This window comes from Bacillus sp. M5A3_1b (genome assembly GCF_053345335.1).
On sequence record NZ_JBKEZY010000006.1, the window covers coordinates 360,328 to 385,921 of the forward strand.

Below are 25,594 nucleotides of genomic sequence, written 5' to 3' on the forward strand. Positions count from 1 at the left end.
TTATTAGATGAATTTTTATATCTGTCTAAATTTGCGAACCAAAGTGAGTACTGTACCGACAACAATCATCCATATGCCCATTGTTGCACTGTTAGTTGTACTTGCACCCGTGTTGGGAAGCTCTTTATATGTAGATTCTTTTTTATCGGTATTACTGTTGTTCGGGATATTACTGTTATTAGCAACGCCTTTAGCTTTTCTAGTATCTTTATCCTTCACTAATACTTTTTGTATTGCATGTACCTTATTACCTACAGAATCTGTGACACTATATATTATTTCAAAAGTACCAGCTTTAGTGATATCTCCATTACCTTCATATGCTACTTTAGAAGTAAGATCACCGTCTTCTTTATCAGTAGCTGATACTTTTTCCATTGGATCGAATGAATCTCCTACATGAATTGTCGCTGCAGTAGGCACTGTTAATGTAGGGTTTAAATCTAATACTTCTCCATTTCCCTTTACAATTACAGTCTGTGTAGCCGTTGCATTCCCCCCTTGAGAGTCAACGACCGAGTAGTTCACAATGTATGTACCTAGTTTAGAAGTATCTACATCGCCTTTATGTTTTACTTTATTTGTTAAATCACCCTCTTCTTTATCAACGGCTTTTACATTACTCATCGGGTCAAACGTATCACCAACACGCAGTGTAATTGTAAGCGGTACAGTTAATTCAGGGACTTAGTTTTCTGCAGTTTTTTCGTTTTCTTTCACTGTTCCTTTAATTTTTGCTGCATCAAAAGCTTTTTGGACCGCTTCAACCTCAATTGAGTTCGCTCCATATTTGTTTGTTGCAACTTTAAGACACGCTAATCTTAATTCAGAGAAATTAGAAGTCATGTTCAATTCATCAGTATTTGCATAATAGAAAATATCAAACATTTTATCTTCACCAATACCATTTACAGTTACACCGTTATGAGTGCCACCTTGTGCAATTAAATAAGCGACTTTATTAATAATACTTGAGTTGAAATGGACGCCCTCATTATCTTCTCCGTTTAAATCACTGTATTTGCTATAATCATCTGGATACGGTACTCCATCAAAAAAATTGATTGAAGATGGATTCTTCATATTACGTAGAACTGATCCGCTTTGTTCTCCTATTGTCCAATTAAATTCTCCATTATTTATATATTTCTCAATAGCCGTTCGCATAATATCAGATAACGCCTCGTTAATTGCTCCAGATTCTCCGAAAAATTCAAGATTAGATTCGCTAGATGTAACCGCATGCGTAAATTCATGGCCCGCTATGTCAAACGCTCTAACCATTGAATCACCATATATAAGCATACTAACATTGTTAACATTAGCACTAAATGCATTACTCCAATTTTTAGGATCATCTGTTTCTCCAGAATCCCATGCATGTACAACTGATACTACTTTGTTCCCCTTATTATCAAAACTATTACGCTTATATTTATCTTTATAAAAATCATATACCTTTGTTGCTAAAAAATGAGCACTTACCGCCTTTGGATCATTAAATGTTGTTGAAGTGCTAGTTGCTAATATACCAGGATAATATTTTTCTTCAAAACTAATATCTCTATAATTCACATCATATGTCTCAATTCCTTGCCCTTTTGTGTAATCTCCAAGCGCATATTTCCCATTACTTTGTTCAGAAATACCAAATGTGCGAGTTATCCCTAAATCATCTTTACCAGTTCCGGTTAATGATATGGAATTGCTTTTTTTAGTTTCCTTTAAAGATTCCACTTGCTCTTCACTTACTTTTAAGCTTGACTCTTGCACCATATTTTTCAACATATCACCATTATGAGCATTCACTAAATAAGTTCCAGATACATAGTTTGGTGTTGCAGCGGCAAATGTAACTTGATATGCATTGCTAGCCTGTCCATTATTTTCATTTACAAAAATAACTTCCTTGACTTCTGGCTCAGAAATAAATTTAATATTGTTTCCGTACTTCGTATAAATAAATTGTTTTGCTTCTTCTTTTGATAAATTACTAGTATTCTTTAAATCTTCTTGTGTTAAATTTTGTGCACTTTCTCTTGAAATACTTTTAATAATACCCTTTTTATCTACATGAGCAGTCAATTGGTGTCCATATACTTCTTTACCTTCATATATTTGTTGCATACGCACAAGTGTAGTCCCATCATAAGAACTACGTTTTTGAAAAACTTTGTAATCTCCCCCTTTGTCTCCACTCACTTGTTTTGGAGACAAAGCATGCTCCGTCTTTTCCTTAAGTGCATCTTTCACTATATTCTCTGGCGTCTTTTGTGATGGTTGTGTAAGTTCACCTGTACGGAACGAACCCTCTTATATCAATTTGCATTTGACCCGTTTCTTCTGCATAAACTACTCCGTATGGTGCTACACTTGTTAAAACTAATCCTGTTGTTAATGCAACTATAGCTATTTCTTTTTTATTCTTCATTTTATTTTCCTCGTATAATTTCCTAAAATATGAAACTGCTTAAATGTATTCCTATCAAAAATAAAAAGTACATCACATTTCGCAAAACTGTATTATAAAAAGATGACTTCTGTCATCAACAAAAGTCACCTCTTCAATATGTCATATCCCTAATATGTTTTTAATGCATACTTTCTATATGAAAAAGAAAAAGTATTCTTTAACGAGCGTTTTGCAATACTTTTATTAAGTCATTTATATTTTCAACTTTTTGCTGAAACTGATCAAATCTGCTATGTAGCAATGAAGGATTCCTATCTTCAGTTGAAATAACTTTTTTTAATTCTTGTTCTAATTTATCATATGTATGAAAGAAATTATCAAATTCTACACTTATAAGTTCTTCATTTTCACGATAAAATCTTTTTGCTTCTATATAAGTCATAAATGATTTATTTAAAAATCCTAATGAAATTAAATATTTAGAAGTGTTTTCTTGATAAATAGCAATATCACATGCTATTTTAATATCAGAATAAGTCTTTTGAACGAAACAATGCAATTCAAAAATCTTAAACTTTAATCCATTATTCATTTCATCCCCTCCCATCCTATCTATTCTACATAAAAAAAGAATATTATACAAAGTAAAATATCAATATAGCACAAAAATAAAAAGCGAAAGAATGACTCCTTTCGCTTTTTATAATAATACATACATTTCATATTGTGCTAATGAATTCTTTTCAAATCCAGTTTTCTTTAAAAACCCTTCCAGTAAATTGTTGTTTGGAAACCCAATTGATAAACTTGATACATTTAAGTTTTCTGTTGCTACTTGTAATAATTTTGATCCAATACTACGATTTCTATAGTCTTTGTCTACGAAAAGAAAACTAATTTTACCTTGTTCATTCATACATATAGAACCTTTTAAATCATTATCGACATATGCACCATAAAATGTATTGTTTGTTTTTCCGATATAATCCATATCATTTTGCCAATTTATATGGAAGTGTAACCATTTCTGAATTTCAACTTTAAAAGCTGGAAATTCTAATTGTTTTACTTCAATTCCCTTACAATCTTTATTTATTATTTTAGTCATATCTTTTAAATTATAATAAGATAGATCGTACACTTTTTCATAGCCTAATTTCGTATAAAAATGAATCGCTCGGTCATTGCCTACAATGACTTCAAGAAAAAGTTGCTTACACTCATTTTGAAGCGCCTCTTCTTTATGCAGTTCAAATAATTTTTGACTCACACCAATACCTCGGTAATTAGGATGAACCGCTAATGTTCCACAACGCATTGTTTTTATGTTTTCATAATCCTTTATCCCGCCAAGTATTACACCAACAGATTTGTTACCGTCTAAAGCAAGAAAGGAATGTTTTAGTGAATTCCCTTCTGGTCCCAAAAACCTTTTTATAAAATCTTCATTTGAAACTTCCATTTTAATAATGTAATCTGAAAATCCATCTTTAAAAGCTTCATACACTAAATCTATACTTACTTCACTGCATCTTTTGTATTGAATCATATAAAATTCTCCCCCACTTACTCGTGTTAAACTTAGCATTCAAATACGTAAAATGTACTAGTGCCAATCTACCCATCATTCTTTAACTTTTAATTAAACCATTTAATTTGAAATAAACGGGCACTTCCCTACATATCTCTCACTGTTAATTTGTTTTATAACAAATGGTGCAATATCACTATTTTGAATTTTGATTCCTGGCATATCTACTAAACTCTCTTTTATATTTCCAATGCTCTTCCCTTCCATAACAAATGGTAATCTAACAATTGTCCAATCTACATCACTACCTTGAATAGCTTGCAATTCTTTATATTTATCTTGCATCATCTTTGATAAAAATACTTTAAACAAGGTAGCTCCTATTTTATTTACAATTCCCTTTTGATCTCCTGTAACATCTAAAGAACCTCCAGAAATTAGTATATATCTTTTTATTTCAAATTCTTTCATTGCTTCTAAAATATGCTTCGTTACTGTGCTAAAAATATAAGATTCATTTTTGGGTTGACCTACCGCATTAATTATAGCTCGACACCCTTTAAGTAATTTGCGTATTGAAACAAAATCACGTGCATCTCCATTAATAATCTCTAAATTTTCATTTGTTATTTTGATATTATTAGAATTTCTTGTTAATATTTTTACTTGATATCCCTTTTCTAACGCTTCGTTTACAAGGAATTTCCCTGCGTTTCCGTTTGCACCCAGAATAGCTATTTTATTTGTACTTTCCAATATTAACCCCTCTTACTATCTATTATTTACTACATTAATCTCATGTACACGTAAAAAAGCAATTAAATGCTCGCACGCTCGTTCACACGCTAACATTTTAAAGATTTTTTGTTCCTCTTTCGTTTTATCATTTGCTTGATCTGATGCAGCTTTTAAACTAAGAAAAGGTTTATTATTGATTTGACACACATAAGCAAAAGCTGCCACTTCTTGATCAACCGCTAATGCTCCATATACAGTATGGAGTAAATATCTCATTTCTGAACTACGGATACGTTGATCTCCAGATAAAAATGTACCATAATGAATCGGTTCATAAGATCGTATCTTTTTTATTCTTCTTACAAGTGACTTTGTTGTTTCAATAGGTGCTGTCCTACCATTATATAAATTAAAAATATCTTCCCCTGAACCAGCAGCAGTAACGTCGTGTTGTATTGCATTAAGGGCTACTACAATATGTCCATTTTTCACCTTATTTGATAGACTTCCGCATATTCCTGTCATAAACAACTCATCTGGCTGAAACTCACTAATTAATAATTGCACACAACTAGCACAACTTACTTTCCCAACTCCAGTTATTACGGAGATAACTTCCATATTATTAATATAATGAAAATGAAATTCCCAAGCTGCTCGTTTTTCAATACGTTCACTTGGATAATATTGATGCAAATACGTAAGTTCTGGTTCCCATGCGGATACGATTGCAATACGTTTCATTACATGCTTCACTTCCCCTATTGTTATCATGTAAATACTTTATCTATACTTTCTCGTTCATAATCTGGAATCCACTCTTTATATTTCTCATATAAATTTCGTATTGTTTCTTTATTCTTCGAAATTACTTCACATCCTCTATCATCGTATATAAACATGATAATATCTTTCGTTACATTTATAAGAAATACATCTGGATAAGAAATTTCTTTTTTGCGTCCAAAACGAGGATAAAGACCCGGAAAATCTTCATGATTCGCAGCTTGAATAAGCGGTATATACTTTATATCGCAAGCAAAACATTTTAGTGAAAATTGATATGTACAATATAAATCAGCTTCTTCATCTTCAAATAGAAAAGGTACTGTTTTTTGTTTTATTTGGAACTTTAAATCCCTCTTTTTAATAAATTTATTATATACATTTATTTTCTGCGAATTTTTCACATTTTCCTTTTTAAATCGATAAACATTTGTTACTAAAAAGACTGCATCTTCTTTTGAAAATATATCTTCAAATAAGTATTTATTATATGTATAAAGCTGAGTGAAGTATTCCCTATTTACATCGTCGTTTCTTTCTACAAATAGGTCTTTCCCTTTCCCAAAATGAAAATGCAAATGATTTTCCCATTGAAAGTATATATGTGGTACTAATGTAACTCCAGGGAATGTTTCATTCATATATTCTTTTAATTGCATTCTTAATTCCTTTCTACTCTACAATTTCTTTTAACTGCCAATATGTATCTTCTAGCCATGGATGTATAACTTTCAACGTGTCTTTTCTATCCCACAAATATGAAATATATGCAAAAGCAGCATGTTCTAAAGATTTTTCTAATTCTTTTTTTACTTCTACTAAATATGGTGGTGCTCCATTTTGATCCCATTCTATTTTATCAGCAACAAATAACACTAAATCCATTTTCGTTGCATGTTTACGTAGTGTAGTATGACAACAAATTGCATTTAAAATCTCTTCATCTTCCACTTTAAATATCTCTTTTGCAATTACTTTCGATAACTTTTGATGAATAATCATTGGGAATTTTCGTTCTTCTTGTAATATCTCTATTCCAAATTGCTCAGCAACTACAATCCGATCTTTATTCGGAAAGATTGCACTAATATCATGTAAATATCCTGCAATTGCTGCCTTTTCTTCATTTACATTATAAGTAACCGAAATTTTACGAGACTCATTTGCCACCCGGATTGAATGTTTATATGTAACTTCTTTGCTGTATTTTAATAGAAAAGCTTTTATATCATTTTCAATTTTTCCAGTTGGAGTAAATGAATAGATATCTTTATTTAACATTGCAAATCCCCCTTATTCCTCACTTTCAGTATAATGCATTATTAAAATATCCTTCTTCTTTGTATTCGTTATGAATGTTTTAATCCCCTTTTTATACGTTACATGAAATTTTATGGCGATTCATTGCTACAAAATACATAAATTTTTGATATTATAGTAATGTTAATGATTTGTTAGGAAAGGAACTACATAATGAATAAAAACATATTAATTATTGATGATGATAAAGAAATTGTTGAGTTACTTGCTGTTTATTTGCGAAATGAAGGCTATAACATTTATAAAGCATACGATGGTGATGAAGCATTGCAAATGATTTCTACATATGAAGTTGACCTTATGATTTTGGATATTATGATGCCAAAACGAAACGGATTAGAAGTTTGCCAAGAGGTTCGTGAGAATAATACTGTACCTATTCTTATGTTGAGTGCAAAGGCAGAAGATATGGATAAAATATTAGGTCTTATGACAGGTGCAGATGATTATATGATTAAGCCCTTCAATCCATTAGAATTAGTAGCTAGAGTGAAAGCTTTGTTACGAAGATCATCTTTCCAAAATGCCACTTCCTCCAAAAATGAAGATGGTATTATTCGTATTCGTTCTGCTGAAATACACAAACATAATCATACTGTTAAAGTAAATGGAGAATATATTAAACTTACATCTATTGAATTTGATATTTTATATTTACTTGCGAGTAATACCGGAAGAGTATTTAGTTCCGAAGAAATTTTTGAACGCGTATGGAACGAAGATGGTTATGGTTCAAATAAAACTGTAATGGTTCACATTAGTAATTTACGAGATAAACTTGAAACAGGAATGAATGGAGAGAAGTTTATTCATACTGTTTGGGGAGTAGGCTATAAAATTGAGAAATGAAGCATTTGATATATTAAAAGATATCCCAAAATGGAAGTTAATTTTTTGGTTCATGTTAGCTATCACACTTACCCCTATTACTGAATTAATTATATATCGTCTCGTTACAAGTGTAATTGAAAGTTCACTTACGTTAAGCGAGCTCGGAAAAGAATTCATTAGAATTTTTGGATATGAAAAATATAAAGGAATAAAGGAATCTCTATGGATGATGATTGTATCTTATTTGTTTTTATTTTCTATTTTCTCATCTTACCTATACATTTTTTATCGTCATGAAAAAAAGATTTATTATGAAACTTGTATTAAAAAAATGATAGAAGAGATTCGTTATATTGCAAATGGAAACTTCAATCATAAAGTTTCTATCGTAAATCATAATTATCTGGAAGAGTTAGCAAGCGGGGTTAATCACATTGTTGAACAGTTGAAAGTCTCAATAGATGAAGAGAGACAGGCAGAACAAGCAAAAAGTGAACTTATTACAAATGTATCGCATGATTTACGTACTCCTCTTACCTCTATAGTTGGATACGTAAATTTAATCCACCATGATAATTATAGAGATGAAGTCGAATTACGCCATTATATACAAGTCATTTACGATAAAGTAACCCGTCTTAACGCATTAATGAATGATTTGTTTGAATATACACGTGTTCAAAATAAAGAGTTAAGTTTATATTCTGTTCCCATTGATATTGTAGAGCTACTTGGGCAATTAACTGTTCAATTCCGCATACAAGTTCAAGAAGCTAATATAGAATGTCGACCTTCTTTCCCATCTCAAAAACTCATGGTATTAGCTGATGGAGACAAATTAGTACGAGTGTTTGAAAATCTTATTATAAATGCTATCGCTTATGGAAACGACGGTGGATATATCGACCTTGCTGCCTATGAAAGCAATAATATGATTACTATAGATATAACAAATTACGGCCAACCTATTCCTAGTACGGATTTACCTCATATTTTTGAACGTTTTTATCGCGTTGAAAAATCTCGCTCTACGAACACTGGTGGATCTGGACTCGGATTGGCAATTGCAAAAAGTATTGTGGAATTGCATAAAGGAACAATTGAAGTATATAGTGATGATAAAAAAACAACTTTCACTGTAAAACTACAACCATATAAATGTTAATACAACTTAATTTTAGGTCCAATTTCTTACCATATAAGAAATTGGACCTTTTATTTTCCATTAAAATCCAAAATTTAATAATCCTTTATAATTCTTTAGAAATTCTTTACCTTTTCTTTCTTCCTAATTAAGCATTCCTTTTTACAATAGTATTATTGATGTCATAGTAGGAGGATCGCTTATGCAATTCTTGAAAAAGTTCACAATTTTATTCTTATCTTTTGTTATTACAGCACTTATCGTTTTATATTTTTATCTTTATGTAAATGGTCCAATTATTCAAGCTAAATCAGCTATTTTAATAGATGCTAATTCAGGTGAAGTTGTTTATAAAAAAAATGAAGAAATTCCTATACAGTCTGCTACTTTATCTAAATTAATGACAGAGTATATCGTAATGGAACAACTGAATGAAGGAAACATACAGTTAGATGAATTAGTAAAAATAAGTAACGAAGTCTTCAGAGCAGAAACGAGTCCTATACAAGTAACTTCGAAAGATAAAACGACAGTTCGTGATTTACTTCATGCATTGTTTTTGACAGGGAATAATCGTTCCGCACTTGCCCTTGCAGAACACATTGCTGGAAACGAAGATAACTTTACACTTTTAATGAATGAGAAATCAAAACAACTAAAGTTATCACAACCATCCCCGTTTCTAAATGCTACTGGAATGAATAACGATACAAATAAACAATCAACTACAACAGCTATAGACGTAGCTAAACTAGCGACACAATTAGTAAAAGACTTTCCAGATGTATTGAATGTTACGAAACTAACCTCTTACCAATTTACCTTCAAAGACTCAAAAGTTTTCAACACAAATAAAATGATTTATTCTCTTAATAAAAACATTAAACTCCAAGGTGTTGACGGCTTACAAACTAGTTTTTCAACTAATGGTAATTATAGTTTTGTCAGTACAGCAAAACGAGGAGATACTAGACTTATTTCCGTAATATTAGACTCCAATGAAGAAAATAGTACTTTTATTGAAACAAAAAAGTTACTACAGTACGGTTTTGATCCTTCCTCGTACTCTGCACTCCAAGCTTTTAAAGATGCTGTTACATCGTGGACAGTTTTGCTTCAATTTAAAAATTTGATCATACAAACATTGTTGATTTTCTTCATCATTACAATTTTAATGTTTTTACATATACGTCAGAAAAAATCCGAGGATTTCAACTAGGAAATCTTCTTTTATATAAAAACCGGCTTGCATTTACAGTGCAAGCCGGTTTCTAAATTTATAATCCTCTTCCAATTAAATTCGCTGAAACAGGCTGAAGATTTAATTCTCTCGCCCATATAGATAGCTGACCAATATGGTGAATTTCATGCACAATTACATGTCTTAAAACTTCACCGTATGTATATGTTTTATCTGTCCACGAAGCTTTTAATATCTTACATTCTAGGCTAGATGACCACAACTGTAAAAAATCTTCTAATTCTCGTATATATAAATTAGATAACGCTTTCACTTTTTGGATGGATTGATAATCTTTAAACTGCGGTTCATTATCTTCTTTTCCTTGAAGCGCACTAATCCAGCTGTACTCAACATCGACAATATGGAATAATGTTTCTAAAACACTCCCAACACCACCTACACGCTTGCGGAGTAATTCTTCCTCTGAAAGTTGTTCACACCACTTAAACCAATCATCCCTTACTTGCCAATTGTATTGAAATAACGTGTACATATATATTTATCTCTCCCCTACCTCAACAATCCACTTAACCGCATCTATTACATAATATGGTTCATCTTTTTGAATATAGTGACCGCTTTTTTCTGCAATTACAAATTTATGATTGTATGATAATCGTAATAATTCTTCTTGCAATTGTAACCATTTCATTTGTGCATCTGGCGAATAAAAAGCTTTTTTACCCGCAGCTAACACGACAAGTGGAATATCATTCATTGATTTACAATGTCTATCTACTTCACTTAAACTAAATGTAAACTCTTCATAAGAACTTTCATATACAAACTGTTTATAGTAAGCTTCTTGAAATTCTGGAGACATGATTGGCAGAAAATCTTCTTTATAATTTTCCGGTGTCGAATCAACCAAAACGATTCCCAGCAAATCTTTGGGATAAGAAGTCGCAAATAAACGTGCATTTATACCGCCAAAAGAATGTCCTACAAAAATATAAGGTGGTTTCAATTGTAGTTGCGCTAAGCAACTTCTTAAATCTTTTACCATTTCAGAACTAATACGTCGCTTGGAACTCTTCCCACTTTTTCCTAAGCCCGCTCGATCATATGTAAGTACCGTCCCATATTCCGTCAACTCTTCAGCGATATGATCCCATGTCTTTGAATAATCACCATAACCTGCCTCCATTATAATAACTGGCTGCAGCTTCTTTCCTTGGAACTTTTTCGTATACATTTTAAAATCGTCAACTTGTAAATATTCTTCTATACATTTAACCATTGACAATCAATTCTCTCAGGCCAAGTTCCTCTACAGCATGATTAATTATTTCACCTACAGATAAAGAGCCATCCAATATAATATCCGAATTCGGCTTAACAGTATGAATTGCCTCTAAATATGCTTTTCTCGCAAATGTCATGTAATGTTTCAAATCATTATGTATTTCATCTATTGTATCTTCTTTAAAATCTCGCAAAATTCTTCTAGCCATCGCAATATCTAAAGGTGTATCGATAAATATAGTTACATCAATAAATTCTCGCATTTCACTATTTAGGTATGCAAAAGGATAATCTAAAATAATATAATCTACATTAGCCTCTCGTATAAGATGCTGAATATCATGAATTAATGGCGTAAGTACCCATTCATCATAATTTGCTCCATCATCAATCCATTTACAAATATCAGCAGGACAATTATCAAAGTCATAGCTATCAAAATATAGTGCTTTTGAATTCATTAACTTGTGAGTTAAACTTTCTGTAACAGTAGTTTTACCTCCTCCTGAAACAGCTGCAACTGAAATTACTTTAGTATTTTTATTCATAACTTCCCACCATACCCCTTTTAATTGACATAACATAATTATAAAAAACTATTATTTTTTATCACTCCATTCATATTCTAACATACTCATTTCCCATAAATTCCAATATGTTTCTCCTACTTTTTTGGATTCTCTTAATAAACCTTCTTTTACAAATCCTATTTTTTCATAACATGAGATGGCCGACGTATTAAAATCATAAACACCAAGAGTTACTCTATGTAGTTTTAATTCTTTAAATGCAATTTGTAATACTGCTTTCATCATATGTTTCCCTATAGAACGCCCTCGCATTTTCGTATCACCAACTAACACTTTTCCAATTCTTGCAGATTTATTTATATTGTCAATTTGTCCAAGAGAAATATGACCAATAACTGCTTTAGTCTCTTCATCCATTATTTTGAATGCCAATGTGTTTGCACATTCTGTATATTTCTCTAATTGCTGTTCATTTAAAGGATATGTAAATGCATTTCCCGACCATTGTATTAAAAACTCTTCGGAATTAATCCAATTTATTAATTGTTTGAAATCAGATCTTTTAAAGGGTACTAATTTAATCACTCTCATTCTCCTTTCGTACATCACTCTTTATAGCCTCAAACCTATTTCTATATAAAGAATATATTCTCCTTTTATACGAAATTAAAATAAAGCCATTCATAAGAATGGCTTTACAAAAAAAGGCATAATTATGCTATTTTCCTATGTCAACAAAAGTTCAATCGCTTCAATTTTACAAACAGAAATAATTACCGTAACTACCCCAGCACTATTAGCAAGCTTTACAACATCGCAAGTTACTGAAGAAACAGTTCCTGCATAATTATTTCCTACTGTAGTAATTCGCACGGCTCTGTTTACTAATTTTTTAAGCTCATCTCTAATTCCTTGTACACAGCAACAATCGCATTTTTTATTTTGTTCTTCTTGTTCTTTTTTACATTCTTCGAAAGCATCCCAACAATCATCCTGTTTACATGTACACTTCTTTTTACAATTATTAAATCGAGAACCCAAAACCTCACCCCCTAATCCTTTCTATTAGTAAAGTATGTCCACAAGCTTAAAAGTGTAAGAGACAAACACATAGAAAGGAAAAAACAAACAATTGTATTAGACATTCTTTTCTTTATTAACTATAAAAACAGGCCTCTAACAATTTGAAGCTTGTTTAATGAGGGGAATTGGATTTAATTCTGCTGAATTTAAAGTTTAGACAACCTCTTATAAGTCAGCTCCTTTAAGAATCCCCAGCTTTTCCTATTACTTTACAAATACCATATACATAGGCTTTGTTTGCATTAATATAGTACCTTTGCTGTTGTGAAATATACATTCAGAAAAGCGTACTCCAAGATAAGATATTATTTAAAATCTTAACGTTTCCTTCAACAAGTGTTTGTTGATTAATATCATAACCAGTAGTTCTCTCAACTATCTCTTGAAAAATTGTCCCCTCTGTAATAAAATAATCACCTTGATACAATGTATACTCGCTTGTCCCATGGAATCATCATTATTCCCCTCCCTATTAAAATAGCGTTTTTGTTTCAAATAATGCTCTCATTAATTTGGACGCATTTACCAGTATATTTACCAAAAAATTCATGATATCGTTAACTAGTCGAGTACGTCATTACTTGACGATTACCCTTAGGAGCCCCGCAGACAATCGGGGGTCCTTTTATTTAAATAAGGATTTTGTTTAAACCTTACAAAACTCACTTATATTAAACTATCTTCTAAAATTCCCATTGAACATTTATAATACTTTTAAACAGTTTAAATTCTACAATCAGTAATGGAGGCATTTTAATGGGAAACATCCCAAAAATATCATCACAACAATCAAATCCTAATATACCCTCACAGCAAGTGAACGCTAACACCAAACAAGGTAATAATAAAATAACAAGACGCCGTATTATAACTACTTTAGCTTTTATATTACCTATAATTTTTGTCCTTCAATATTCTCTTAATAACCAGCAAGAAATGATTAAAGAAAAACAAATCACGGTTAATACGGGGCAACAAAAATTATCTTCTTTAAAGAAGGATGGTCATACCCTTAAAAATGATGTTAAAGTTTTAACAGGTAGTGAAGAAGAAGTTTTAAAATTCGCAAGGAAACTGTATGGATTTTCCAAACCGAATGAAACTATATTTCAAATAACTGAATAAAATTACACTGCATTACCCAAAAAGGCGATTTGACGATAATCGCCTTTTTATATTTAATTTCTAAAATAAACATACTAATTTCTTTTTCTATCAAATAACTATTTTGTTTAATTTATTAAAATACAACCGCTTGTCCATTTCACTTTGCTCTATCATTACATTTACTATTAGTAATACGATTTTAGAGGTGATAAATAATGGACAAGTTTTTATCTTTTGCTGCACTTAATCCGGGTTCTATTGGACCTACACTTCCACCTGTTCAACCCTTTCAATTCCCTACTGGTCCCACCGGTTCTACAGGAGCTACGGGTTCAACCGGACCAACTGGATCAACTGGACCAACTGGACCAACTGGACCAACTGGGCCAACTGGACCAACTGGATCAACTGGACCAACTGGACCAACTGGACCAACTGGACCAACTGGACCAACTGGACCAACTGGACCAACTGGACCAACTGGACCAACTGGATTTAATCTTCCTGCTGGGCCTGCATCTATTACTTTGACTTCTAACGAAACCACGACATGTGTATCCACTCAAGGAAATAATACTTTATTTTTTTCGGGTCAAGTATTAGTAAACGGTAGTCCTACTCCAGGAGTAGTGGTCAGTTTTTCATTTAGTAATCCTTCTCTTGCTTTCATGGTTCCTCTTGCTGTCATTACAAATGCTTCAGGTAACTTTACCGCTGTATTTCTAGCCGCTAATGGGCCTGGAACAGTAACCGTTACTGCTTCACTTCTTGATTCTCCTGGAACAATGGCTAGCGTCACTATTACCATTGTGAATTGTCCGTAATGGTTTTATCTTTAAGTACTAAGCAATTTCTGATAAGATGAGCACTGATTTACAGTGCTCATCTTATCATTGGGATGTTCCTTTCAAATGAAATTTCGAAACACCCTACTAAAATAAAACTTTTATTAAGAACTAATGATCTTTATATTTCTTCAGCTTGTCATCACAAGTGATTTTTATAATTAGTTAAATTCTCAATATAGTTTATGTATATAATTCCATTCAAAGATACATAATACCCACGTAACTATTTAAAAACACTTCGTTTTTATATCTAAGTTCAAAAAGGAGCTACATAACATGGATAAAAAAAATCTATTAAGTCAACAGCTTGATTATGTGTCATCGGATGCGCTGAATACCCCTAGTAAAGCCCAAGAGCAAATGCAAGAAACATCTCAGGAGGCACATGATTCAAACAAAAAGGACAGTACTCAAGCTTTACATGGCGACGATTTACCAATTTCAGATGTATATAGAACAACGAACAAGCAGTAAATTTAAAAGGGAAAAACCTTAAGAACGAGTGAACTTAATTCTTTTCCCTTTTCCTATTTAATTAACACTTTTATATGAAACCCGTACACATTTTTGACACATCCACTATCACAATCTCCTGAAAATTCGTGATAATATTAATTTGTCGAATACGCCAAATTTCGACATTGAACGACAATGATATCTCCCTTATTGAATCCCTGTCCCCCAGGGATTTCTCCTTTTATTTCTTACTTTTTTCTTCACTAAATTTTCATTCTTAACAAAATTCAATCACTCCATTGAATAGACAGCCATAGTATCCTATTTTGATAAAAACTAAAAACAAACACATATACTTAACACTAATAGTAGATTTTTTAACTTCAAATTTACTTTTTCTCTCTTATCTTTTTGTAAACATTAAAAATGAGCTCTATTTACATAGAGCTCATTCGTAATTTTATAGTTTGCTAGACTGTAACCCCTGAATAAACGGAACTACTTCAGGATTTACAAGTGATGATAAATCCCCTAATTCTTTTCCTAAGTAAGCAGCTTTAATGACGCGTCGCATTACTTTAGAATTACGTGTTTTTGGTAAATCTTCTACAACGTGAATATCTTTTGGACACAATGCTTTTCCGATATGAGAGTTTACTAAACTCATTAATTCTTTCTTTAACTCTCCTGTGAATGTTACATTGTCCCTTAATACTACAAAACAATGACAAACTTCACCTTTTACATCATCAGGTACTCCAATCGCGGCAGCTTCTATGACATCATTATGCTTCACAAGAATAGATTCATATTCTGCAGGTCCAATACGTTTTCCAGCAATGTTTAACGTATCATCTGAGCGTCCTGTAATAATATATTGCTCACCATCATAAATCACCCAGTCACCATGAACCCATTTGTTTTCAAAACGTGACCAATACGTGTTCACATAACGCTCATCGTCTTCCCAGAAACTTTTCGTCATACCAACCCAAGGTTTCTCTAAACATAATTCTCCAACTTCATCACGAATTGGATTGCCTTGATCATCGAGCACAACCGCTGCCATTCCTGGTAAAGATGCGTTAAAACTAATCGGTGCAATTGGTTTAATAAGGACGTTTCCGAAAATCCCACCAGAAATTTCAGTTCCGCCTGAATAGTTACAAATTGGTACATTATTTTTTCCAACTGTTTCAAATAGCCACATCCAAGGATCTGGATTCCAAGGTTCACCTGTTGATGCGAATACTTCTAAACTCTTGAGCGAATGTTTATTTACATACTCATCACCCTTTGCCATTAACGAACGAATTAATGTTGGTGATATACCGAGATGTGTAATTTCATATTTATCAACGGTCTCCCATAAACGATCTGCTTCTGGGAAATCTGGAACACCTTCGTACATAACCATCGTTGCTCCATTAATGAGAGAGCCGAATAATAAAAACGGTCCCATCATCCAGCCCATATCAGTTACCCATAATACGCGGTCACCTTGTTTGATGTTCATTCCAAATCCTGCATCAAATGCAGATTTCAAAGGGAAACCAGCATGTGTATGTACTGTTCCTTTCGGTTTCCCAGTTGTACCTGATGTATAAATGAGCATTAACGGATCATCACTATTCATCTCTTCAGCATGTGTAAATGGTTTTTCTTTTTCTAGCGCACTCCATGGGAAATCATAATTATGTGGTGTAAAATCATTTCCTGCATGACGAACAATAACAACTTTTTCAACAGTTGGACAATGTTCGCAAGCTTTATCTACTTCGTCTTTTAATGAAACAACTTTACCCCGGCGTGAAAAACCATCTGCAGTAATGATCATTTTTGATTCTGCCGCTTGTACACGAGTCATGACTGCATCAGACGCAAATCCTGAGAATATTGGTGAAATAATTGCTCCGATTTTCATAACAGCTAGCATTGCAACAACTGTTTCTGGAATCATCGGCATATAAATTGTTACACGGTCACCTTTTTCAATACCCGCATGTTTCAAACCGTTTGCAACGCGACTTACCCAGTTGTCAAGATCTTCATATGTAAATGATTTTGAAGTTCCATTTTCTCCCTCGTACTGTAGTGCTGGTTGCGTTCTTGTTTCATCATCTGCAAGCCAGCGTGATAAAACTGATTCTACAACGTTACATGTTCCGCCATTATACCACTGTGCAAACGGCGTACCATTTTCTAAATCTAGCACTTCTGTATAAGGCTTCATCCATTGATAGCCAACCGCTTTCTCAGCTTCTCCCCAAAACCAATCTGTTTCTTCAATAGATTTATTATAAAACGTTTCATAATCTTCATAGCCCAATGATTTCATCCAACCATATAAACGCGTTTTTTCTTTATATTCTTCTGTTGGAAACCAAACTGCTTGTTTCAATGTTTTCCCCTCCTTGACTTTTTGAGCAAGAAAGCCCTAAATAGGGCTTTAAACTGGATAAACAGGATGTTTACGATCTGTAAATACTTGATATTTACTCATATACATTTCGAATCGTCCTTTTAACTCTTCTCTTAAATTGTTTGGATGAACAATACCATCAATGACCATCTCTGATGCCAAATGGTAAATATCAATATCTTTCTTATACTCTTCGCGTTTTTCAGCAATGAAGCTATCACGCTCTTCTTCTGGTAAAGCTGCAATCTTATTTGCATATACAGCATTGACTGCCGCTTCTGGACCCATTACTGCAATAGAAGCTGTCGGTAATGCTAGGCAGCAATCTGGTTCAAAGGCTGGACCTGCCATTGCATATAAACCAGCACCGTATGCTTTACGAACAACGATAGAAATTTTCGGTACAGTTGCTTCACTCATTGCAGAAATCATCTTTGCACCATGACGAATAATACCAGCACGCTCTACTTTTGTACCAATCATAAATCCAGGTACATCTGCAAGGAATAACAATGGAATATGATATGCATCACATAAATTAATAAACTTCGCTGCTTTATCCGCTGAATCGTGGAATAATACGCCGCCTTTCATACGCGGTTGATTTGCAATAATACCAACTGGCTTACCATCAATACGTGCCAAGCCTGTAATTAGTTCTTGAGCAAATAATTTTTTCACTTCATAGAAAGAACCTTCATCAATAACTCTATTAATGAGATCTTTCATATTGAAAGGAGCATTTTGATTTTCTGGAATGATTTGTTCTAACGTTTTTTCGAATTGTTTCGGTTCTTGAGGTGTAACCAATGGAGTCTTCTCTAAGTAGTTGTTTGGAAAATATGAAATGTATTGTCTTGCTTGTGTAATCGCATCTTCTTCTGTTTTACATAAAACATCTCCGCATCCTGATACAGAGCAATGCATACGAGCTCCGCCCATCTCCTCTAAAGTTACCTTCTCGCCGATAACCATCTCCGCCATACGAGGAGAACCTAAGTACATAGATGCATTTCCTTCTACCATCATAACAATGTCACAAAAGGCTGGAATATATGCGCCACCAGCTGCCGAAGGTCCAAATAATAAGCATACTTGAGGAACTTTACCTGATAATTTCACTTGATTGTAGAAAATTCTTCCTGCACCGCGGCGCCCTGGGAACATTTCTACTTGATCTGTAATACGCGCTCCAGCAGAGTCAACTAAATAAAATAACGGAACACGTAATTTTTCTGCCGTTTCTTGAATACGTAAAATCTTTTCAACTGTACGTGCGCCCCATGATCCAGCCTTTACCGTTGAATCATTTGCCATTACGCATGCAGTACGACCATGTATTTTACCCGTTGCCGTTATAACACCATCAGCAGGTAATCCTGTTTGTTCACAATTTGCAAATAATGCATCTTCTACATATTCACCATTATCAAATAAAAGAGCTAAGCGATCTCGAACGAATAGTTTTCCTTTTGCTTTGTTTTGTTCATGATACTTTGGTGCGCCGCCTTGTTTAATCGCTTCAACTCGTTCTTCAAATGTATTCGATTGTTGTTTTTGGTCTAACATATTTACTCCCCCTTATACATTGGTGTGCGTTTTTCCTTGAATGCTTGTAATCCTTCTAATCTATCTTTCGTATGGATTACACCTTCATACGCTTGTTTTTCCATTTGTAATCCGGTATGTAAATCAACTTGAATACCGTTTGAAATTGCTTCTTTTGCTAATCGAACAGCAATAGGACCATTACTAGCAATTTTCTCTGCTATTTCAATCGCTTTCTCTTCAAGTAAATGAGCTGGTACAACAAATTCTACTAAACCATATTCTTTTGCTTCTTGCGCTGAAATACGTCTGCCTGTATAAATTAATTCTTTCGCTCTACCAACACCAATTAATCTTGGTAAACGCTGCGTACCACCTGCTCCTGGTATAATTGCAAGTGTAGTTTCAGTAAGACCAAGACTTGCAGATTCAGCCGCAATTCTAAAATCACAAGCTAAACTTAATTCCGTACCGCCACCAAGGGCGATTCCGTTTATGGCAGCAATAACTGGCTGTGGTAATTGTTCAACCATCTCCATAGTAGTGCGAATCATACTAACAGCATGGCGAACTTGTTCCTCATTCATACCAGCACGTTCTTTTAAATCAGCACCAGCACAAAACGCTTTTTCACCAGCACCTGTTAAAATAACTACACGAGTATTGGACTCTTCACTTATTTGAGTTAATATGTTTTGTAACTCTTCTAATAACGCTAAAGATAATGAGTTTGCTTGTCTTTCACGATATAACGAAATCTTTACAACGTGAGGTGTTACATAATTAACTGAAATGTTTTGTAGTTGTAGCATCTTCTCACCTACTTATCGTTTTATGTTGAAGCGCTCTATACACATGACTCGGTAATTGGATATTTAATTTACTTTGAATGAATTGACTCGCTTTCAATAACTTCTCTTCATCAATATTCGTTTGGACCCCTAACTTATGGAGCATATGAACTAAGTCATCGGTTGCAACATTGCCTGATGCTCCTGGTGCATATGGACATCCACCAAGACCACCACAAGAACTATCAAATGTTGTAATACCATATTCTAATGACTTAACTACATTCGCCAGAGCCATTCCATACGTATTATGGAAGTGCATTGCAAACTGCGAAGCATCATATTTCTTTAATAAATGCTCTAATACTCGCTCTACTTGTAGTGGATTCGCTACACCAATCGTGTCACCAAGAGATACTTCATAAATGCCGTATGAAAATAGTTGATTACATAATTCGTCAACTGCTGTGGCACTTATATCCCCTTCATAAGGACATCCAAATACAGTAGAAACATAGCCTCTTACCTTTTTCCCTTCGAATAATGCCTGTTTTGTTATATCTTCAATTACAACTAATGCTTCTTTAATTGATTTATTAATATTACTTTTATTATGAGATTCACTTGCTGATAAAAAAACATTCACCTCATCTACATTTTGCAAAAAAGCTCGTTCCAAACCATTTTGATTTGGAACAAGCGCTGCATATGTCACATTTGGTTCCCTTTTTAGCTCAGAAAACACATCATTTGCATCTGCTAATGCAGGGACCCATTTAGGGTGAACGAATGAGGAAACTTCAACGTACGATAATCCCGCCTCTGTAAGTAGTTGAATCCATTTTACTTTATCTTTTGTGCCAACAATCTTTTTTTCATTTTGTAAGCCATCACGTGGCCCGACTTCTTTAATGACAGCAAAATTAGGTAGTTTCAATTCGCTTCCCCCTATATCTCCCTATTCAATTTCTAGTAATACATCTCCTTCATTTACAAAATCGCCTTCTTGCACATTAATTTTCATAACTGTGCCAGCTTCTTCTGAAATGATTGGAATTTCCATTTTCATAGATTCCAAAATGACGACATCTTGCTCTTCCTCTACTGTATCTCCTACTCCTACAACAATCTTCCATACATTTCCTGCCATCGATGCATATACTTTCGTCATCATTTTTTCCCCCTTAATATTGTTAAATCTTATTTTTTAACAAGTTGTTTCGTTACAAAACCTGTTGTATAAATACCACTTTTGAACACATCGTCTTCCAATACTTGAAGTAACATTGGCGTGTTCGTTTTAATACCTTCTACTTTTAATTCTTCTAAAGCATCATGTAATTTTGAAATTGCTTCTTCACGAGTTTCACCATGAGCAATGACTTTCGCAATCATTGGATCGTAGAAAGGTGTAATCGTGACTTGATTCTCCAAAAAGTGATCAATACGTACATTTGATGGAAGCGTTAAATTTGTAATTTTCCCAGGTGATGGGAAGAAAGTTTTCGGATCCTCTGCATAAATACGTGCCTCAATGGCATGACCACTACGTTTTACATCATCTTGTGTAAATGATAGTTTCTCACCGTATGCAATTAGAAGTTGTTGTTCTACAAGATCTAAACCAGTAATTTCTTCTGTAACTGGATGCTCTACTTGTAATCTCGTATTCATCTCTAAGAAATAAAAGTTCTTCTGATCATCTACAAGAAACTCAACTGTACCTGCATTTGTATAGCCTAGAGCTTTAGCAGCTTGTACAGCAACTTCCCCCATCGCTTTTCGCGTACCTTCATCTAAAAATGGTGAAGGTGCTTCTTCAATTACTTTTTGATTTCGGCGCTGCACGGAACATTCACGCTCCCATAAATACACTGTGTTACCATGTGTATCTGCTAAAAGCTGAATTTCAATATGGTGTGCATCTGCAATATAGCGCTCTAAATACATTTCTCCGTTACCGAAGAAGTTTTGTGCTCTTGTTTTGTTGCTTTCAAATGCTTTGGTGAGCGTTTGCTCAGTTTCCATCAACTGCATTCCAATGCCTCCGCCGCCTGCGGATGCCTTCAGCATTAATGGATAACCAATTTGTTTTGCAATTTCAATTGCTTCTTCAGCAGTTTCAATATTTGTAGTAATACCTGGAACTACTGGGACATCTGCAGCTTGCATTGCAATACGAGATTCGATTTTACTTCCCATCTTCGTAATAATTTCTTCAGATGGACCGATAAATACAATTCCTTCTTCTCTACAGCGAACCGGAAAAGATGGATTCTCTGATAATAATCCATATCCCGGATGGATTGCTTCAGCATTTGTCTTCTTAGCTATTTCAATAATTTTTTCAAGGTTTAAATAGCTTTCTTGGACACGCGGTCCACCTACTAAGTAAGCTTCATTTGCCATTTTTACATGTAGGGCATTTTCATCAGCCTCAGAATAAATAGCAACAGTGCGAATGCCAAGTTTTTGACAAGTTTTCATAATACGAACTGCGATTTCCCCGCGATTCGCAATTAATATTTTTTGAAACATAGTGATTCCTCCTTTTTATCTACATCCTAAATGTCTTGCAATTACGAGACGTTGAATTTCAGAAGTTCCTTCACCAATTTCTAATAGTTTTGCATCACGAATATGTCGTTCCACTTCATATTCACGCATATAGCCGTATCCACCGTGAATTTGTACCGCTTGATTTGCAATACGACTAGCAGCCTCAGATGCGAAAAGTTTTGCCATAGCCGCTTCTTTACCGAAAGGTTTATCATTATCTTTTAACCAAGCTGCTTTATGTACTAAATTACGTGCAAGTTCTACTTCAGTCGCCATATCAGCTAATTTAAATTGAATCGCTTGGAAATTAGAGATTGACTTTCCAAATTGTTGACGTTCTTTCGCATATTGCAGCGCACGTTCAAATGCAGATTGTGCAATACCTACTGCTAATGCTGCGATTGAAATACGTCCTCCATCAAGTGTATATAAGAATTGTTTAAATCCTTTATTTACATCACCAAGAATATTTTCTTTCGGTACACGTACACCATCAAGTACGATTTCACATGTATTAGAAGCACGAACACCCATCTTATCGTAAGGACTTGAAATCGTTAATCCTTCACTTGTAGTCGGTACGATAAATGCCGAAATACGCTTTCTACCATTATCTTCAATACCGTTGATAGCGGTTACAATAATTGTATTTGCATACTCTGCATTTGTAATCCAACACTTTTCACCACTAATAACATACTCGTCTCCATCTAATACAGCTTTCGTTTGTGTACCACCTGCATCAGATCCAGCGTTCGGCTCAGTTAATCCGAAAGCACCTAAAGTTTTACCTGATGCCATTGGAATTAAATATTTCTGTTTTTGTTCTTCTGTACCGAAATAATAAATTGGAGAAGCACCTAATGAAATTGTTGCAGCGTAACTTAATCCTGTCCCACCACAAGCACGACCAATTTCTTCAACTGCTAACGCGTACGATACAGTATCGCCACCTGAACCTCCATACTCTTCAGGGAATGGGATTCCTAATAATCCTAGTTCGCCCATTTTTTGAAATGTTTCATATGGAAATTCCGCAGTTTTGTCATAATATACAGCTTTCGGTGCGATTTCCTTTTCAGCAAAGTCACGTACCATTTCTTTAATCATTTGTTTTTCGCGAGTTAGAGTAAATTCCATTCCGCTACACACCCCTTATCGAATATTGAGTTTCGACAGCGTGCGAGTTTCTACTACAAACATTACGAATTAAAAGACACGAATATTAGTTAGATAATTGCTATAATTCTGTCATAACTTAATTTTAAAACAGATTCTGTACTAATGCACAAAAAAATTCCTACATTGTTCTACAACAACATAGGAGTTTTCTTGTCGAATTATGTAATTTATTGTTTAATAATCTCTACCTTTTCCCGAATCAGAAATTTCTACTAAAGCTTCAGGGTAAGGTTCAAAATATGTTTGTCTTAATAAATACTTTTCGTCAAATCGAATGGCCCATGATTTTAAAATTGCAAGTAAGCTACTAAGCGGGATTTTCTTTTCTATATACTTTTGTATCAAATCTAAAAAATGATCTTTTTCTTGTTTTTTCAGCTTAGTTTTAAAATATCCAAAAATATGCTCACATACATTTACATTCGATGTATAGCGGGGTGTGCGCATAAATAATTCATATAAAGTCTTCTCATAGTTTTCAAATACCACTTCAATCGTTTCATTTTTTTGATTTGCAATAATACGCCCTAATTCTTTTTGTTTCACTTGATTATATGCCATAAATAAATACTTATAGTCTGATTGAAATGATACGAGTTCTTTTATGTTTTTAGTATGTTTAATCATTTTGTAATGCGCGATTGTAAACAGCCTTGTAAAGAAATGTTCTCTAATAATAAAATTCGACAATCTACCCTCTTCTTCAATTGGAAGATGCGAAAAATTTTTTATTACTGCTCCGCCAAATAAACCAGATCCCTTTCCTTTTGCTGGTGCTTTTTCAAAACCAGAATAAATTTTCACATCACGCGTACCACAACTCGGCGAACGATTCTTTAAAATAAAACCATCCACATCAGATATCGTTTGTAAAAAGTCATTTGAAAATTGCTCCATTTTTTCAGTTACATCTTCTCGTGTCGACGGCTGTACAAGCCTATTTGCACCATTTTCTTCTACGATTCGTATCGTTTCACGAGGAGTCCCCAATCCGATCTCGACTTCTGGACAAACAGGTATAAATGTAACAAATGGCTGCAAATTTCGTATTGTTACATCTGGTATCATCTCTGCATTATAACGACAGGCATCAAATTCTAAACATTTACTTACAACAATTGTTGGTTTTGCAAATTGGCGCATCACATTACCTCCTTGGTGTTAATCCATACAATATAAATTGAATTGTATTTTCAATTTCCACTTCATCATCCCATTTTTCTTCAGGCAATAATAAAAATCGTGTTAATAGTAAACCTAATACAGCTGATAAAGTCAGACGTAATACAGAAGATGGTGGTATCTCAATAATTTCCCCTTCTTCTTGAAACTTTACAATCAACTTTTTAAAATGTGAAAGTAACTCTGTTTCTACTAAATGTTGTATTTCGTTTTTCAATTCTGGTTGAAATGGTACTTCTTGAATTAATATTTTAATCATAGGAAAGTGCTTTTGAGCAAATTCAAATCTATTATGAATGACAACTCGTAAAAGTCCCTCATATGATTCATACTTCGATTTAAATATTTCCTTTGCAAAGGCTTGTACGAAAAATGGTGCAGCAAACTTTGTTAATGTCGGCATGACGACTGCTAACAATAAATCTTTTTTCGTTTTATAGTAGCGGAAGATTGTTCCTTCCGCTACACCAGCACGCTTTGCAATTTCACTTGTAGAAGTTGATGCATATCCTTTTTCTCCAAACATATCAACAGCTGCCTCTAAAATACGCATTTGACGTTCATTTCGTTTATCTGTATTAGTTGCGGCAATTAATTCATCCAACCAATCCTTCTTCATCTATAATGCCCCTTTG

Annotated in this window: 27 protein-coding genes and 2 pseudogenes; 6 read left to right on the forward strand and 23 right to left on the reverse strand. The window is 33.7% G+C overall.

The window, feature by feature from the left end:
* Positions 1 to 15: 15 nt before the first annotated feature.
* The 7 genes and pseudogenes from ACLBWW_RS19210 to yqeK all read right to left on the reverse strand — a co-directional run bounded on the left by ACLBWW_RS19210 (position 16) and on the right by yqeK (position 6,749).
* Positions 16 to 2,431, reverse strand: a pseudogene (locus ACLBWW_RS19210) (M4 family metallopeptidase).
* A gap of 199 nt (positions 2,432 to 2,630) precedes the next feature.
* Positions 2,631 to 3,005 carry a hypothetical protein gene (locus ACLBWW_RS19215; RefSeq protein ID WP_048547003.1) on the reverse strand — a complete coding sequence of 125 codons (375 nt, stop codon included), beginning with the start codon at positions 3,003 to 3,005 and terminating at the stop codon, positions 2,631 to 2,633.
* A gap of 108 nt (positions 3,006 to 3,113) precedes the next feature.
* The gene (locus tag ACLBWW_RS19220) at positions 3,114 to 3,962 is read right to left on the reverse strand and encodes a GNAT family N-acetyltransferase (protein ID WP_098222237.1); all 849 of its coding nucleotides are present in this window, start codon (positions 3,960 to 3,962) and stop codon (positions 3,114 to 3,116) included.
* Between the two features lie 102 nt (positions 3,963 to 4,064).
* The gene (locus ACLBWW_RS19225; protein WP_098077165.1) at positions 4,065 to 4,700 is read right to left on the reverse strand and encodes an SDR family oxidoreductase; all 636 of its coding nucleotides are present in this window, start codon (positions 4,698 to 4,700) and stop codon (positions 4,065 to 4,067) included.
* Positions 4,701 to 4,715: 15 nt separating this feature from the next.
* A complete protein-coding gene (locus ACLBWW_RS19230) occupies positions 4,716 to 5,453 on the reverse strand; it encodes a phosphorylase family protein (protein WP_116442988.1) in 738 nt (245 codons plus the stop codon).
* Complete coding sequence (locus ACLBWW_RS19235; RefSeq protein WP_098641864.1) at positions 5,453 to 6,127, reverse strand: DUF3885 domain-containing protein; 675 nt, start codon at positions 6,125 to 6,127, stop codon at positions 5,453 to 5,455. Before ACLBWW_RS19235 ends, ACLBWW_RS19230 begins: the two co-directional genes overlap by 1 nt.
* 13 nt (positions 6,128 to 6,140) lie before the next feature.
* Entirely contained in the window at positions 6,141 to 6,749 is a 609-nt protein-coding gene (gene yqeK, locus ACLBWW_RS19240; protein ID WP_098977430.1) for a bis(5'-nucleosyl)-tetraphosphatase (symmetrical) YqeK, read from the reverse strand.
* A gap of 192 nt (positions 6,750 to 6,941) precedes the next feature.
* Between yqeK and ACLBWW_RS19245 the strand changes: the two genes are divergently transcribed.
* The 3 genes from ACLBWW_RS19245 to ACLBWW_RS19255 all read left to right on the forward strand — a co-directional run bounded on the left by ACLBWW_RS19245 (position 6,942) and on the right by ACLBWW_RS19255 (position 9,982).
* A complete protein-coding gene (locus tag ACLBWW_RS19245) occupies positions 6,942 to 7,637 on the forward strand; it encodes a response regulator transcription factor (protein WP_046959467.1) in 696 nt (231 codons plus the stop codon).
* Complete coding sequence (locus ACLBWW_RS19250) at positions 7,627 to 8,784, forward strand: sensor histidine kinase (RefSeq protein ID WP_097890895.1); 1,158 nt, start codon at positions 7,627 to 7,629, stop codon at positions 8,782 to 8,784. Before ACLBWW_RS19245 ends, ACLBWW_RS19250 begins: the two co-directional genes overlap by 11 nt.
* Positions 8,785 to 8,965: 181 nt before the next feature.
* Positions 8,966 to 9,982, forward strand: coding sequence for a D-alanyl-D-alanine carboxypeptidase family protein (locus ACLBWW_RS19255; protein WP_098977429.1), 1,017 nt, complete (start codon positions 8,966 to 8,968; stop codon positions 9,980 to 9,982).
* Between the two features lie 58 nt (positions 9,983 to 10,040).
* Here the strand turns inward: ACLBWW_RS19255 and ACLBWW_RS19260 are convergent, their stop codons facing one another.
* The 5 genes from ACLBWW_RS19260 to exsK form a co-directional block, all read right to left on the reverse strand.
* Positions 10,041 to 10,499, reverse strand: coding sequence for a DinB family protein (locus ACLBWW_RS19260; RefSeq protein WP_048546986.1), 459 nt, complete (start codon positions 10,497 to 10,499; stop codon positions 10,041 to 10,043).
* A 6-nt stretch (positions 10,500 to 10,505) separates the two neighbouring features.
* Entirely contained in the window at positions 10,506 to 11,246 is a 741-nt protein-coding gene (locus ACLBWW_RS19265; protein WP_098067836.1) for an alpha/beta fold hydrolase, read from the reverse strand.
* On the reverse strand, positions 11,239 to 11,799 hold the full coding sequence (locus tag ACLBWW_RS19270) for a hypothetical protein (RefSeq protein WP_098068015.1): 561 nt from the start codon (positions 11,797 to 11,799) through the stop codon (positions 11,239 to 11,241). The genes ACLBWW_RS19265 and ACLBWW_RS19270 overlap by 8 nt, the downstream gene beginning before the upstream one ends.
* 51 nt (positions 11,800 to 11,850) lie before the next feature.
* The gene (locus tag ACLBWW_RS19275) at positions 11,851 to 12,390 is read right to left on the reverse strand and encodes a GNAT family N-acetyltransferase (RefSeq protein WP_180236373.1); all 540 of its coding nucleotides are present in this window, start codon (positions 12,388 to 12,390) and stop codon (positions 11,851 to 11,853) included.
* A 117-nt stretch (positions 12,391 to 12,507) separates the two neighbouring features.
* The gene (gene exsK / locus ACLBWW_RS19280) at positions 12,508 to 12,822 is read right to left on the reverse strand and encodes an exosporium protein ExsK (protein ID WP_000535565.1); all 315 of its coding nucleotides are present in this window, start codon (positions 12,820 to 12,822) and stop codon (positions 12,508 to 12,510) included.
* A 798-nt stretch (positions 12,823 to 13,620) separates the two neighbouring features.
* Here exsK and ACLBWW_RS19285 point away from each other — a divergent pair.
* Together ACLBWW_RS19285 and ACLBWW_RS19290 are read left to right on the forward strand one after the other, a co-directional pair.
* Positions 13,621 to 13,989, forward strand: coding sequence for an FtsB family cell division protein (locus ACLBWW_RS19285; RefSeq protein ID WP_048546974.1), 369 nt, complete (start codon positions 13,621 to 13,623; stop codon positions 13,987 to 13,989).
* A 197-nt stretch (positions 13,990 to 14,186) separates the two neighbouring features.
* Positions 14,187 to 14,243, forward strand: a pseudogene (locus ACLBWW_RS19290) (exosporium leader peptide-containing protein); the annotation flags it as partial.
* A 17-nt stretch (positions 14,244 to 14,260) separates the two neighbouring features.
* On the opposite strand, the gene ACLBWW_RS19295 reads toward ACLBWW_RS19290, so the two are convergent.
* Both ACLBWW_RS19295 and ACLBWW_RS19300 read right to left on the reverse strand, forming a co-directional pair.
* Complete coding sequence (locus ACLBWW_RS19295; RefSeq protein ID WP_447614170.1) at positions 14,261 to 14,518, reverse strand: hypothetical protein; 258 nt, start codon at positions 14,516 to 14,518, stop codon at positions 14,261 to 14,263.
* 45 nt (positions 14,519 to 14,563) lie between these two features.
* Positions 14,564 to 14,779: a hypothetical protein gene (locus ACLBWW_RS19300; RefSeq protein WP_000237380.1), complete on the reverse strand. Its 216-nt coding sequence runs from the start codon at positions 14,777 to 14,779 to the stop codon at positions 14,564 to 14,566.
* Positions 14,780 to 15,095: 316 nt separating this feature from the next.
* Between ACLBWW_RS19300 and ACLBWW_RS19305 the strand changes: the two genes are divergently transcribed.
* A complete protein-coding gene (locus ACLBWW_RS19305; RefSeq protein WP_000358738.1) occupies positions 15,096 to 15,293 on the forward strand; it encodes a hypothetical protein in 198 nt (65 codons plus the stop codon).
* 442 nt (positions 15,294 to 15,735) lie between these two features.
* Here the strand turns inward: ACLBWW_RS19305 and ACLBWW_RS19310 are convergent, their stop codons facing one another.
* The 9 genes from ACLBWW_RS19310 to ACLBWW_RS19350 all read right to left on the reverse strand — a co-directional run bounded on the left by ACLBWW_RS19310 (position 15,736) and on the right by ACLBWW_RS19350 (position 25,578).
* Positions 15,736 to 17,676: an AMP-binding protein gene (locus ACLBWW_RS19310; RefSeq protein ID WP_048546970.1), complete on the reverse strand. Its 1,941-nt coding sequence runs from the start codon at positions 17,674 to 17,676 to the stop codon at positions 15,736 to 15,738.
* Positions 17,677 to 17,724: 48 nt separating this feature from the next.
* The gene (locus ACLBWW_RS19315) at positions 17,725 to 19,266 is read right to left on the reverse strand and encodes an acyl-CoA carboxylase subunit beta (RefSeq protein ID WP_075306983.1); all 1,542 of its coding nucleotides are present in this window, start codon (positions 19,264 to 19,266) and stop codon (positions 17,725 to 17,727) included.
* A 2-nt stretch (positions 19,267 to 19,268) separates the two neighbouring features.
* Complete coding sequence (locus ACLBWW_RS19320) at positions 19,269 to 20,057, reverse strand: enoyl-CoA hydratase (protein ID WP_048546966.1); 789 nt, start codon at positions 20,055 to 20,057, stop codon at positions 19,269 to 19,271.
* A 4-nt stretch (positions 20,058 to 20,061) separates the two neighbouring features.
* Entirely contained in the window at positions 20,062 to 20,973 is a 912-nt protein-coding gene (gene mvaB / locus ACLBWW_RS19325; RefSeq protein ID WP_048546963.1) for a hydroxymethylglutaryl-CoA lyase, read from the reverse strand.
* 21 nt (positions 20,974 to 20,994) lie between these two features.
* Positions 20,995 to 21,210 carry an acetyl-CoA carboxylase biotin carboxyl carrier protein subunit gene (locus ACLBWW_RS19330; protein WP_001987345.1) on the reverse strand — a complete coding sequence of 72 codons (216 nt, stop codon included), beginning with the start codon at positions 21,208 to 21,210 and terminating at the stop codon, positions 20,995 to 20,997.
* 26 nt (positions 21,211 to 21,236) lie between these two features.
* Complete coding sequence (locus ACLBWW_RS19335; protein ID WP_048546961.1) at positions 21,237 to 22,574, reverse strand: acetyl-CoA carboxylase biotin carboxylase subunit; 1,338 nt, start codon at positions 22,572 to 22,574, stop codon at positions 21,237 to 21,239.
* A 15-nt stretch (positions 22,575 to 22,589) separates the two neighbouring features.
* Positions 22,590 to 23,735, reverse strand: a complete 1,146-nt coding sequence (locus ACLBWW_RS19340) for an acyl-CoA dehydrogenase (protein ID WP_048546959.1) — start codon at positions 23,733 to 23,735, stop codon at positions 22,590 to 22,592.
* Positions 23,736 to 23,951: 216 nt separating this feature from the next.
* Positions 23,952 to 24,920 (reverse strand): YbgA family protein, encoded by a 969-nt coding sequence (locus ACLBWW_RS19345; protein WP_098049441.1) that lies wholly within the window; start codon positions 24,918 to 24,920, stop codon positions 23,952 to 23,954.
* A 4-nt stretch (positions 24,921 to 24,924) separates the two neighbouring features.
* The gene (locus ACLBWW_RS19350) at positions 24,925 to 25,578 is read right to left on the reverse strand and encodes a TetR/AcrR family transcriptional regulator (protein ID WP_048546954.1); all 654 of its coding nucleotides are present in this window, start codon (positions 25,576 to 25,578) and stop codon (positions 24,925 to 24,927) included.
* Positions 25,579 to 25,594: the final 16 nt, after the last annotated feature.